Origin of the sequence: Curtobacterium sp. MCBD17_013 (genome assembly GCF_003234565.1) — a bacterium.
Taxonomy (GTDB): domain Bacteria; phylum Actinomycetota; class Actinomycetes; order Actinomycetales; family Microbacteriaceae; genus Curtobacterium.
In genome coordinates, this window is record NZ_QKTU01000010.1 from 39,423 (window position 1) to 51,488 (window position 12,066).

The window sequence follows — 12,066 nt, forward strand, 5'->3', positions numbered from 1 at the left end:
GTCGGTGCGCGACGCATGGTGGGATGATGTGAGCATGGCCGAGCCGACTCCCCGCGCGACGAGCAACCGATCGACGACCCCCGGGTCCTCGACCTTCAAGGACCACATCGCGTCCAACTGGGCGGAACACGACCGCGCACTGCCCGACGCACGCGAGCAGGCATCGTTCGCTGCCGAGCGCCGGGCACGGCTCTCGGCGCTGCACCCGGGCCGGACCCTCGTGGTCCCCGCCGGCCAGGCGAAGGTGCGCTCGAACGACTGCGACTACCCGTTCCGACCGCACTCCGCGTTCGCCCACCTGACGGGCTGGGGCACGGACGCGGTCGTCGGGTCGGTCCTCGTCCTGACGCCGAGGGCCGACGGCCACGACGCGACCCTGTACTTCCGAGCGAGTGCGGGCCGGGACTCCGAGGAGTTCTACGCGAACCCCGAGATCGGCGAGTTCTGGGTCGGACCGCGCCCGTCGCTCGAGGCGGTCGCGGCGGACCTCGGCATCGCGACGCGCGATCTCGGCGCATTCGCCGACGTGGCGGACCGGCTCGACACCCACGCGCTCCTCGTCCGGGACGCCGACCCCGCGTTCACCGAGGCGCTCGACGGCCGGCTCGGGGTCGCGGTGGGCGGGATCGACGCCACGAGCGACACGCCCGCGACGGACGACGTGCTCGCCCGCGACCTCAGCGAGATGCGTCTCGTCAAGGACCCGTACGAGGTGAACGAGCTGCGTCGTGCCGTCACCGCGACCAAGCACGGGTTCGACGACGTCATCGCGGACTTCGACACGGTCCTGGCACACCCCCGCGGCGAGCGCATCGTCGAGGGCACGTTCAACCGTCGCGCCCGGGCGGACGGCAACACCGTCGGGTACGACACCATCGCCGCGGCGGGCTCCCACGCCTGCATCCTGCACTGGACCCGGAACGACGGTGCCGTCGCGCCGGGCGACCTCATCCTCATCGACGCCGGGGTCGAGGTCGAGAGCCTCTACACAGCCGACATCACGCGGACGTTGCCGGTCTCCGGGCGCTTCACGGAGGTGCAGCGCCTGGTCTACGACGCGGTGCTCGAAGCCGCGGACGCCGCGTTCGCCATCGTGCGCCCGGGCATCACCTTCCACGACGTCCACGCGACCGCCATGCGCGTCATCGCCGAGCGGACCGCCGAGTGGGGCTTCCTCCCGGTGAGCGCCGAGGAGTCCCTGCGCCCGGAGGCCCAGTACCACCGCCGCTACATGGTGCACGGCACGAGCCACCACCTGGGGCTCGACGTGCACGACTGCGCGAAGGCCCGTCGCGAGCTCTACCTCGACGGCATGGTCGAGGCCGGCATGGTGTTCACGATCGAGCCGGGCCTGTACTTCCAGGAGGACGACCTGACCGTCCCCGAGGAGTTCCGCGGCATCGGCGTCCGCATCGAGGACGACATCCTGGTCACCGAGGACGGCGCGGAGAACCTGTCCGTCGGCATCCCCCGCACCGCCTCGGACGTCGAGGCCTGGGTCGCGAGCCGCTGAGGCCAGAGGTCGACCGATACCCTGCTGCCCGTGAGCACCCCCGAGACGCGCCCGTTCACGATCGCGCCGGAGCACTTCGACGCCCCTGACGCCGTTCGCCTGCGCGCCGCCCAGCGCATCGAGATCGACGGCACGTACGGGCGCGACACCGAGCCCGGCGAGAAGCCCACGGCCGAGTCCATCGCGGTGTTCTTCGTCGCCCGCGACACCCACGGCGCGCCGCTCGGCTGCGGCGGACTGCGGGTGGTCGAGGACGGCGTCGTCGAGATCAAGCGCATGTACGTGCGGTCCGAGGCGCGCGGCACCGGGGTCGCCGCGGCGCTCCTCGCCCAGCTCGAGGTCGCCGCACGGACCCTGGGGGCTCCGGCGCTCGTCCTCGAGACCGGGACGGAGCAGCGTCGGGCGATCCACTTCTACGAGCGCGAGGGCTTCACCCGCATCGCGAACTTCGGCCCGTACGTCGGCGCTCCGTTGTCGGTCTGCTACGCCAAGGTGCTGACGGCCCCCGAGGCGTGACCGACTGACCCGCGTGCGGCTGGCCCCGCGCCGTCCACGTGCTCAGTCGGCCTGGTCGTCCCGCCGGCCGCCCTGGTGGCCGCGGTCCTCGGCGCCCTCGTGGTCGCCCGAGTCGTCAGATGCCGGCTGCGCGGGCGTCGGCGTCGGCGTCGGGCTGACCCGTTCCCCGTAGCGCGGCGGCTCGTCCACCGGTGCCTGGGGGCCCGGCTGGCCGGGGCGGGCCTCCTGTCCGGACGGCCGCTCGGCCCGGACGGCGCCCGGTTGCCCCTCCTGCCCGTACGGCGGCTGCTGCTGCTGTCCGGACGGCTGCTGCTGCTGCTGTCCGTACGGTGGCTGCTGTTGCTGTCCGTACGGTGACTGCTGTTGCTGCCCGTACGGCGGCTGCTGCTGCTGCCCGTACGGCGGCTGCTGCTGCCCGTACGGAGCCTGGCCGTGCCCACCCTGGGGCGGTCGGCCGGGGTACTGCGGCCCGCCGAACTGCTGGGGCCCCGCCGCCCAACCGCCCTGCTGCTGACCGAGCAGCTGCCGGGCCCGCATCGTGAGCTGGGGGTCGACGATGATCTGGTAGTTCATGGCGAGGACCTGGTGCACGCTCGTGAAGTCGCGCTGCCGCCGCGTCACCGAGAAGCTCACGACCCCGTAGAGCATGCCGAACGCGGCGCCGATGAGCGCGGCGGCCCAGAACGACCCGCCCGGCGCTCCGGAGAACAGCGTCAGCACGATCCCGAAGAAGAACCCGAGCCACAACCCGCTGAGTGCACCGGCGAGCGCCGCGCGTCCGTAGGTCAGCTTGCCCGTGACCCGCTCGACGGTCTTGAGGTCGTTGCCGACGATCGACACCTGTCGGACGGGGAAGTCCGCCGCGGCGAGCTGGGCCACGACGCGCTGGGCCTCGGGGTACGTCTGGTACGTGCCCAGGACGTCGCCGCGCGGTGGGGTGGGGAACGCGGCGCCGGGACGACCGAACGGGCTCTGAGTACTCACACAGGGCATCTTCCACCAGCACCCTTGGCGCCCGACGTGAACCAGGTGCGAGCGACTACGCTGGACGGGTGAGCGCCACGAAGGTCTTCGTCGCCCGCCTGGCCGGGTGCTCCGTCTTCGACCCCGCGGGCGATCGCGTGGGCCGCGTCCGTGACGTCCTCGTCGTCTACCGCCGAGCGGATCCGCCCCGGGTGGTCGGGCTCATCGTCGAGGTCCCCGGCAAGCGCCGCATCTTCGTCTCGATCGGCCGGATCACCTCGATCGGCGCCGGACAGGTCATCACGACCGGGCTCGTCAACATGCGTCGCTTCGAGCAGCGCGGGGGCGAGGTCCGGGTCATCGCCGAGATGCTCGGTCGCCGGGTGCTCGTGACGCGGGACCGCGTCCGCGCCACGATCGAGGACGTCGCGATCGAGGACCGCGGCCAGGGTGACTGGGAGGTCGCGCAGCTCTTCCTCCGCAAGCCGAAGACGACCCCTTCGCCGTTCGGCAAGGGCCCGACGACGTTCGCGTCCTGGAACGAGGTCACCGAGGAGGACACGCTCCCCGGCGAGTCCCAGTCGGCCGAGCACGTCATCGCCGCCTACTCCGACCTGCTGCCGGCCGACCTCGCCTCGACACTGCTCGACCTCCCCGCCGAGCGCCGACTCGAGGTCGCGGGCGAACTCCCCGACGACCGTCTCGCCGACGTGCTCGAGGAGATGCCGGACCAGGAGCAGATCGCCATCCTCTCGGGCCTCGAGGACGCCCGCGCGGCCGACGTCCTCGACCAGATGCAGCCGGACGACGCGGCGGACGTCCTCGCGCAGATGCCGGACGAGCGGAGCGAGGCCCTGCTCGAGCTCATGGAGCCGGAAGAGGCCTCCGACGTCCGCATGCTCCTCGAGTACGCGCCGGACACCGCCGGCGGGCTCATGACGACGGAACCGGTGATCGTCTCGGCCGACGCGACCGTCGCCGAGGGTCTGGCACTCATCCGCCGACACGAGCTCGCTCCCGCGCTCGGCGCCGCGGTGTGCGTCACCCTGCCGCCGTACGAGCCGCCCACCGGACGGTTCCTCGGCTTCGTCCACTTCCAGCGCATGCTGCGCTACCCGCCGAACGAGCGCCTCGGCACGCTCGTCGACACCCAGCTCGAGCCCGTCCGCGTCGACGCCAGCGCGGCCGAGGTCACGCGGATCATGGCCACCTACAACCTCGTGTCCGTCCCGGTCGTCGACGACGCCCACCGTCTCGTCGGGGTGGTGACGATCGACGACGTCCTCGACCACGTCCTGCCGGATGACTGGCGAAGTCAGGACGGGCCCTCCGGCCCGGCCTCCAGACCACGGCAACGCACGCGCAGGACCCCGGTGACAGCCGGAAGGAGGACCACAGGTGGCACGAGCACGAGATGACGACCGTCGCCGCACCGACCGCAACGAGCTCCGCCTCGACTCGCCGAAGGGCATGCGGACGCGGGTGCTGCCGAGCCGACACCGCGGCCGAGGGGACGCCTTCGGCCGACTGACCGAGGCGATCGCACGCGGCATGGGCACGCCGTGGTTCCTCGTCGGGCTCACGCTGTTCGTCGTGGTCTGGATGGGCTGGAACACGCTCACCCCGGCGGCTTGGCAGTTCGACTCCGCAGCGATCGGGTTCACCGCGCTGACGCTCGTGCTCTCACTGCAGGCGTCGTACGCGGCACCCCTCATCCTGCTGGCGCAGAACCGGCAGGACGACCGCGACCGCGTGCAGTTCGAGCAGGACCGGCAGCGCGCCGAGCGGAACCTCGCGGACACCGAGTACCTCGCCCGCGAGGTCGTCGCGCTGCGCCTGGCCGTCCGGGACATGGCGTCGAAGGACTTCATCCGCTCCGAGCTCCGGTCGCTCCTCGAGGAACTGGATCGTCGCGACGAGGCAGCGGCCGCCGCGGCCGCAGCGGCGGCGTCCGACGCCGCCGACGCCGCCGCGAAGGCCGGACAGGAGACGGCGGCGAGCGGTCTGCATGGCTGAGGTCGCGCCTCCCGGTCGACCCGCGACGACCGGTGACGTCGCGCTCGCGGGTGCCGTCGTGGCCGCGCTCGGTCGTGTGCTCGACCCGGAGATCCGCAGGCCGGTGACCGAACTCGACATGGTCCGGAGTGTCGACGCCGAGCCGGGAGGCACGGTGCGGGTCGACCTGCAGCTCACGATCGTGGGGTGCCCGGCCGCCGACACCATCGAGCGCGACGTCCGCGCGGCCGCCGCGAGCGTGCCCGGCGTGGCCGACGTCGTCGTCGACCTGTCCGTGATGTCCCCGGCCCAGCGGTCGGCCCTGACGGAGCGGCTGCGCGCGGGGCGCCCGCGCGGGGTGCAGTTCACCCCCGAGACCCTCACCCGCGTCGTCGCCGTGACGAGCGGCAAGGGCGGCGTCGGCAAGTCGACCGTCACCGTGAACCTCGCGGTGGCGCTCGCCCGCCGCGGGTTGCGCGTCGGCGTCCTCGACGCGGACGTGCACGGGTTCAGCGTGCCGGGCCTCCTCGGGCTCACCGACGAGCGTGGGCGGGCGCCGCGGCCGACGCGGGTCGACAGCATGATCCTGCCGCCGGTGGCCCACGACGTGAAGGTCGTCTCGATCGGGATGTTCGTCGACGACGCCTCGACGGCCGTGGCCTGGCGGGGGCCGATGCTCCACCGCACGATCACCCAGTTCCTCACCGACGTGTGGTTCGGCGACCTCGACGTCCTCCTCCTCGACCTGCCGCCCGGCACCGGTGACGTCGCGATCTCGGTCGGGCAGCTGCTGCCCCACGCCGAGGTCCTCGTCGTCACCACACCGCAGGCGGCGGCGGCGGACGTCGCCGAGCGGAGCGGCGTCGTGGCGCGCCAGACCGGTCAGCGGGTCGTCGGTGTCGTCGAGAACATGGCCGGCCTCGTGCAGCCGGACGGCAGCGTCCTCGAGCTCTTCGGGTCGGGCGGCGGTGCCGAGACCGCCCGACGGCTGTCCGTCGGGCAGGACGAGCCCGTGCCGGTGCTCGGGAGCGTGCCGCTGTCGGTGGCGCTGCGCGAGGGCGGGGACGCCGGTGTCCCGGTCGTCGCGGCACACCCCGAGGACCCCGCTGCCGTGGCGCTCACCGCCGTCGCGGACCGTCTCGTCGGGATGGGCCGCGGTCTGGCGGGCCGGAAGCTCGGGCTCGGCGTGCGGTGACCCGCTCGTCGGGGCGTCGGCGCGGTCGCACCGCTGGATTCCGGTCGAACACCGGGATCACGCGGTTCGACCGGAAGCGAGCGGTGCGTCCCGGCGTCGGGAGGCTCGGGTCAGGTCGCTTCGCCGTCGTACGGCGCCGCCTCGCCCGCCTCGAGGGTCTCGACGGGCGCGGTCGCCCGGACCGCCGGCGGGGTGATCGGCTGCGGCGTCTCGCCCACGGAGTCGGCCAACAGCGCGTCACGGATGATGCGCCGGGGGTCGTACTGTCGCGGGTCGAGCTTCTGCCACTCGATGTCGTCGAAGTCCGGCCCCATCTCGTCCCGCATGCGGGTCTTCGCGGTGTCGGCCAGGCCGCGGAGCATCTTGACGAACTGCGCGAGCTTCTGCGCGTACATCGGGAGTCGCTGCGGGCCCAACAGGAACACGGCAATGATCCCGATGACGAGGATCTTGTCGAACGAGATGGACACGGGAGAAGGGTAACGCCTCCGGCGGTCAGGTCACCCGTAGAGTTGATGGCCGAGGAGTGTGCGTGTCAGAGAAAGAGTCGAACTGGAAGTTCGCGGAGGACATCGTCGCGGAGCCCGAGGTCGTGGCCCGTGCGCGGGAACACTCCCTCGAGCTCGGCGTCGAAGCGGTGTCCCCCGCCGTCGGCGCCCAGATGAGCGTCATCGCGGCGGCGTCCCGCGCCACGGGCATCATCGAGATCGGGACGGGGCTCGGCGTCTCGGGGCTGTACCTGCTCGCGGGTGCCCCTGACGCCACGCTCACGACCATCGACGTCGAGGTGGACCACCAGCAGTACGCGCGCGACGCGTTCCTGCACGCCGGTGCCGTGCCGAGCCGCGTGCGCCTCATCCCCGGTCGCGCCGCCCAGGTGCTCCCCCGCATGAACGAGGCCTCGTACGACGTCGTCGTCGTCGACGCGGACCCGGAGAACGTCATCGAGTACGTCGAGCACGGGCTGCGGCTCGCGCGGATCGGCGGGACCGTCCTCGTCCCCCACGCCCTCTGGCGCGGCCGGGTCGCCGATCCCACCAAGCGCGACCGTGCCGCCACGGACTTCCGCACGCTGCTCACCGAGGTCTCGACGTCGGGGGCGGTCCGGAGCGCGCTCTCGCCCGCCGGTGACGGTCTGCTCCAGATGACGAAGGTCACCAGCTGATCAGAGCAGGTGCCGCAAGTACCGCTCCGGCGCGTCCAGGTAGGCGCGCCAGTTCCTGACCAGCTCGAGGTCCTCCCAGGCGGACGGCCGGATGCCCCACTCGCCCACCTCGTGCACCTTCGCACCGGGGAACGACGCCAGGATCGGCGAGTGCGTCGACAGCACGATCTGCGCCCGCGGATCCGTCAGGACGTCCTGCATGAGCCGCATGAGCTCGAGACACCCCTGGAACGACAGCGCCGACTCGGGCTCGTCGAGCAGCCAGAGACCCGGCCAGGTGGACCGGTCGGCGACGAAGTCGAGGAACGCCTCGCCGTGGCTCCGCTCGTGGAACACCGGTTCGGGCCGTCCGCCCGGGTGCTGCTCCAGGTAGGTGAAGAACCCGTACATCGTCTCCGCGCGCAGGAACGTGCCGTTGCGCTCCGCGCCGGGGTCCCGGACGAGCCGCAGGTGGTCGCCGAGTGTCGACTCGGACGCACGCGTGCGGTGCACCGCTCCGGTCGACCCGCCCTCGGCGTTCAGTCCGAAGGCGATGGCGAGCCCCTCGACGATCGTCGACTTGCCCGCGCCGTTGTCGCCGACGAGGACCGTGCACCGATCGAGGTCGAGCCCGGACTCGAGGACCTGCGCGACCGGTGCGAGGGTCGCGGGCCACACGCCGCGGGGCATGGGGTCCCCCCCGCGCTCCTCGATGCGACGGACGGGCAGGCGCGAGGCGGGCATGCGCTCATCCTGCCCGATCCGGGAGGCCCGCTGACCGCCGTCCGGGGAGGCGCGGCGACGGCGATCCGAGCGGCCCGGCGACGGCGATCCGAGCGGCGCGGCGCGGCGATCCGGGCGGCCCGGCGACGGCCGCTCCGGCGGCGGAGACGACGAACCGCCCGGGTCCGAGGACCCGAGCGGTTCGTGTGGTGCGTCGTGACGACTACACCGAGACGACCTCGGCGAGTGCGTCGTGGAGTTCCTTCGCCTCGGCATCGTTGACCGAGACGACCAGACGGCCTCCACCCTCGAGCGGAACCCGCACGATGATGAGTCGACCCTCCTTAACAGCCTCCATCGGCCCGTCACCGGTCCTCGGCTTCATGGCTGCCATCAGATGTCCCCTTTCGTGCAGTACATGCCCGTCCATTATCCGGCACGGAGGGCCGATCTGCGAAACCATCCAGCTCGACGTACCCCGAACCGCCCCGGGAGCCGGATCACGGCGGCGTCCAGTCGTACCCGTTGATCCACCAGCAGGAGTACATCCACGCCACCTGCAGCGCGATCGAGACGGCCACCACGGCGACGCGGTACGTCACCCATCGCGGGCGGGCGACGATCGCGAGCATCGGGAAGAGCGGCATGAGGATGCGCCAGGTGCTCGACTGCGGGAAGAACACCGCGAGCAGGTACACGAAGTACGACGCCGACCAGATCCGCAGCTCCGGCCCGATCGCCCGGGCGGGCGGCATGAGGAGGAACCCGGCGAACCCCGCGAGCACGAGCACGAGCAGGACGCCGCCCGCGGGCTCGTGGAACCACCAGTCGAACCCCTGGATCCACGGCGCGAACGGGACGAGTTCGTGTCGGCCGATGTAGGACTGCCGCCAAGCGAGCTCGGTGTCCGTGTACGCCTTCGGCACCCCGGTGACCGCCCACGCGATCGTCGGCCACGCCAGCCCGACGAGCCCCGCGACCACGGCCACGACCGCCGCCGGGATCGCGGCGCGCAGCGACAGGGGGTCCGCGGCACTGCGGCGCACGAACCGCAGCACGAGGTAGCCGACCATCATGAGGGCGATCGCCAGGCCGGTCGGCCGGGTGGACCCGAGGACGACCACGACGGGCAGCATCCACCAGAACCGGCGCGTGACGAGCAGCCACAACGCGAGCGTCAGGAGGAACACCCCCATCGACTCCGCGTAGGCCACCTGGAACATCGTGGACACGGGGGCCACGCAGAACAGCACCGTCGCGAAGGTCGCCGTGCCCTCGGGCAGGAACCGGCCGACGAGACGCCGGAAGAGCAGGGCCGCCGCCCATCCGAACAGCACCGAGACCGTCACCGCGACGACCGCGTACCCCGCCCCGGTCGCCTCCATGAGGCCGCGGACGAGGAACGGGTAGGCGGGCATGAAGGCCCAGGCGTTCTCCGTCACGGCGCCGTCGGTCCCGATCGGCAGTGTCGCGGGGTACCCCGTCTGGGCGATGAGGGCGTACCAACGGCCGTCCCAGATCGTCGCGAAGTCGAGGTAGCGCGGCGACGCCAGCGTGAACGAGTTCTGGGTCTGGACGCGCGCGAACGCGGCCAGCAGCCCGAAGGTCACGATCCGCGCGAGGACGTACACGATGGTGACGCGGAACCACCACGGCACCATCCGGTACTGCACGAGCAGCCGGACCCGGACCGGCCGTCGCGGGCGCTCCCGCTCCGGCCTCGCGGTCGTCAGGCCGTCAGCCACCGCCGGAGGCCCTCCTCGACCGCGGTGATCTGCGCGACCGGCACGCGCTCCTCGTCGTGGTGGGCGAGCGCCGGGTCCCCGGGGCCGTAGTTGACGGCGGGCACGCCGAGCGCCGAGAAGCGGGCGACGTCCGTCCACCCGTACTTCGGCTTCGGGGCGGCGCCCCCGACCGCGGCGACGAACTCCTGCGCGAGCGGCGCGTCGAGCCCGGGGCGCGCACCGGCCGCGAGGTCGACGATGGTGACGTCGTACCCGTCGAACAGTTCGGTGACGTGCGCCACGGCCTCGTCCGCGGAGCGGGAGGGTGCGAAGCGGTAGTTGACGTGGAGCATGACCTCGTCGGGGATCACGTTGCCCGCGATGCCGCCGGTGATCCCGACGGCGTTGAGGCCCTCGCGGTACTCGAGACCGTCGACCTCGACCGTGCGCGGCTCGTAGGCGGCGAGACGGTCGAGGGCCCCGGCGATCTTGTGGATGGCGTTGTCACCGATCCAGGAGCGGGCACTGTGCGACCGCTGGCCGTACGCGCGGACCTCGGCGCGGAGGTTCCCGTTGCACCCGCCCTCGATCTGGGCGTTCGACGGTTCGCCGAGGATCGCGAAGTCCCCGGCGAGCAGCTCGGGCCGCGTGCGAGCGAGGCGCCCGAGGCCGTTCAGGGCGTCGCTCACCTCCTCGTGGTCGTACCAGACCCACGTGACGTCCACGGTGGGGTCGACGAGGTCGTGCGCGAGCTTGAGCTGGACGGCACACCCGCCCTTCATGTCGACGGTGCCGCGGCCCCACAGGACCTCGGCGTCCGCTTCGGTGCGGGTCTGGGTCGGCAGGTTGGCGTTGAGCGGCACGGTGTCGATGTGACCGGCGATGACGACCCGGCGATCACGGCCGAGCCGCGTCCGCGCCACGATCGCGTCGCCGTCGCGCACGACCTCGAGGTGGTGGAGCGGCGTGAGCACGGCCTCGATGGCGTCCGCCAGTCCGCCCTCGTTCCCCGACACGGACTCGACGTCGCAGATCGCGCGCGTGATGTCGATGGACGAAGCGGTCAGGTCCAGCGTGGCGACGGGCATGGGGGCAGCCTAGCGGGGCCGCCCCGGCACCCGACCGGGAGGCCCGCGACCGCCCGCGCGGACACGCAGGACGAGCGGCTGAGGGGGGCCGGGCCTCCCGTCCGGACGGTCTGCGGACGGACGGAGGGGCGCCGCTACCCTGGTGCCCGTGACCGAATCGAGCAGCAGCACCGACGCCCAGCAGCGTGACCCGGACGCCGTCGGCGACGACCGGGTGCCGACACACGCGTGGGGGCACGGTCTCGCGACGATCGCCGCGGACGGCACGGTCCTCGACACGTGGTTCCCGGCGCCGCGGCTCGGCCGACGGCCCGAGGGCACGGACGGTGCCGTTCCCGCCGACCTCACCGAGGCCGCCGGCGACGACCCGCGCCGCGGCGTCCGGCTCACGGTGACGACCGTCGAGATCACCCTCGACGCCGCGCCCGCCTCGACCCCGGATGCGTACCTCCGGCTCCACCTGCTCAGCCACCTGCTCGTGCGGCCGAACACGATCGCGCTCGACGGCGTGTTCGCGCACCTGCCGAGCGTGGTCTGGACGAACGCGGGTCCGGTCGCCGCCGACGACTTCCCGCGACTCCGACCGGCACTGCAGCGGGCCGGGATCGTCGCGCACGCGATCGACAAGTTCCCCCGGCTCCTCGACTACGTCGTGCCCGACCGCGTCCGCATCGCGGACGCCGCACGCGTCCGGCTCGGCGCGCACCTGGCGCCGGGCACGACCGTCATGCACGAGGGCTTCGTCAACTTCAACGCGGGCACCCTCGGCGACGCCATGGTCGAGGGCCGCATCTCGCAGGGCGTCGTGGTGGGGAACGGCAGCGACATCGGTGGTGGCGCCTCCATCATGGGGACGCTCTCCGGCGGCGGCACCCAGCGCGTGCGCATCGGGGACCGCGCGCTCCTCGGCGCGAACGCAGGGCTCGGGATCTCGCTCGGGGACGACTCCGTCGTCGAGGCGGGCCTGTACGTCACGGCGGGCACGAAGGTCACGCTCGTCGGCGCGGCCCCCGCCCCCGACGGCACCCCCCGGACCGTGAAGGCCGTCGAGCTGTCCGGCGCGCCGAACGTGCTGTTCCGCCGCAACTCGCGGACCGGCGCCGTGGAGGCCCTGCCCCGGTCCGGCACGGGCATCCAGCTCAACGCGGCGCTGCACGCCTGACGGGCGGCCGGTCCGGCCGGCGCCGGGCCGGCCGGTCCGCTCC

The 12,066-nt window shown here is 72.7% G+C and carries 13 protein-coding genes; 7 read left to right on the forward strand and 6 right to left on the reverse strand.

What is annotated here, in order from left to right:
* The first annotated feature begins 34 nt into the window (after positions 1-34).
* A complete protein-coding gene (locus DEI81_RS11430; protein WP_181435401.1) occupies positions 35-1,513 on the forward strand; it encodes an aminopeptidase P family protein in 1,479 nt (492 codons plus the stop codon).
* Between the two features lie 30 nt (positions 1,514-1,543).
* Positions 1,544-2,029: a GNAT family N-acetyltransferase gene (locus tag DEI81_RS11435; protein WP_111010845.1), complete on the forward strand. Its 486-nt coding sequence runs from the start codon at positions 1,544-1,546 to the stop codon at positions 2,027-2,029.
* Positions 2,030-2,071: 42 nt separating this feature from the next.
* Here the strand turns inward: DEI81_RS11435 and DEI81_RS11440 are convergent, their stop codons facing one another.
* Positions 2,072-3,013, reverse strand: a complete 942-nt coding sequence (locus tag DEI81_RS11440; RefSeq protein WP_111010846.1) for a general stress protein — start codon at positions 3,011-3,013, stop codon at positions 2,072-2,074.
* Between the two features lie 68 nt (positions 3,014-3,081).
* On the opposite strand from DEI81_RS11440, the gene DEI81_RS11445 reads away from it, so the two are divergent.
* From DEI81_RS11445 to DEI81_RS11455, 3 genes are read left to right on the forward strand one after another with little or no spacing between them, the layout of a single operon-like run.
* The gene (locus DEI81_RS11445; protein WP_111010847.1) at positions 3,082-4,410 is read left to right on the forward strand and encodes a magnesium transporter MgtE N-terminal domain-containing protein; all 1,329 of its coding nucleotides are present in this window, start codon (positions 3,082-3,084) and stop codon (positions 4,408-4,410) included.
* Positions 4,411-4,462: 52 nt separating this feature from the next.
* Positions 4,463-5,008 (forward strand): DUF1003 domain-containing protein, encoded by a 546-nt coding sequence (locus tag DEI81_RS11450; protein WP_111010910.1) that lies wholly within the window; start codon positions 4,463-4,465, stop codon positions 5,006-5,008.
* Positions 5,001-6,182 (forward strand): Mrp/NBP35 family ATP-binding protein, encoded by a 1,182-nt coding sequence (locus tag DEI81_RS11455; protein ID WP_111010848.1) that lies wholly within the window; start codon positions 5,001-5,003, stop codon positions 6,180-6,182. Before DEI81_RS11450 ends, DEI81_RS11455 begins: the two co-directional genes overlap by 8 nt.
* 110 nt (positions 6,183-6,292) lie before the next feature.
* On the opposite strand, the gene DEI81_RS11460 is transcribed toward DEI81_RS11455, so the two are convergent.
* Positions 6,293-6,652 carry a Sec-independent protein translocase TatB gene (locus DEI81_RS11460; RefSeq protein ID WP_111010849.1) on the reverse strand — a complete coding sequence of 120 codons (360 nt, stop codon included), beginning with the start codon at positions 6,650-6,652 and terminating at the stop codon, positions 6,293-6,295.
* Positions 6,653-6,714: 62 nt separating this feature from the next.
* On the opposite strand from DEI81_RS11460, the gene DEI81_RS11465 reads away from it, so the two are divergent.
* The gene (locus DEI81_RS11465) at positions 6,715-7,347 is read left to right on the forward strand and encodes an O-methyltransferase (RefSeq protein ID WP_111010850.1); all 633 of its coding nucleotides are present in this window, start codon (positions 6,715-6,717) and stop codon (positions 7,345-7,347) included.
* Here the strand turns inward: DEI81_RS11465 and DEI81_RS11470 are convergent, their stop codons facing one another.
* The 4 genes from DEI81_RS11470 to dapE form a co-directional block, all read right to left on the reverse strand.
* Positions 7,348-8,070 carry an AAA family ATPase gene (locus DEI81_RS11470; RefSeq protein ID WP_111010851.1) on the reverse strand — a complete coding sequence of 241 codons (723 nt, stop codon included), beginning with the start codon at positions 8,068-8,070 and terminating at the stop codon, positions 7,348-7,350.
* A 202-nt stretch (positions 8,071-8,272) separates the two neighbouring features.
* Positions 8,273-8,443: a DUF3117 domain-containing protein gene (locus DEI81_RS11480; protein WP_111010852.1), complete on the reverse strand. Its 171-nt coding sequence runs from the start codon at positions 8,441-8,443 to the stop codon at positions 8,273-8,275.
* A gap of 106 nt (positions 8,444-8,549) precedes the next feature.
* On the reverse strand, positions 8,550-9,794 hold the full coding sequence (locus DEI81_RS11485; RefSeq protein WP_111010853.1) for a hypothetical protein: 1,245 nt from the start codon (positions 9,792-9,794) through the stop codon (positions 8,550-8,552).
* Entirely contained in the window at positions 9,779-10,861 is a 1,083-nt protein-coding gene (gene dapE, locus DEI81_RS11490) for a succinyl-diaminopimelate desuccinylase (protein ID WP_111010854.1), read from the reverse strand. The genes DEI81_RS11485 and dapE overlap by 16 nt, the downstream gene beginning before the upstream one ends.
* A 214-nt stretch (positions 10,862-11,075) precedes the next feature.
* On the opposite strand from dapE, the gene dapD reads away from it, so the two are divergent.
* A complete protein-coding gene (dapD, locus tag DEI81_RS11495) occupies positions 11,076-12,023 on the forward strand; it encodes a 2,3,4,5-tetrahydropyridine-2,6-dicarboxylate N-succinyltransferase (protein WP_258368677.1) in 948 nt (315 codons plus the stop codon).
* Positions 12,024-12,066: the final 43 nt, after the last annotated feature.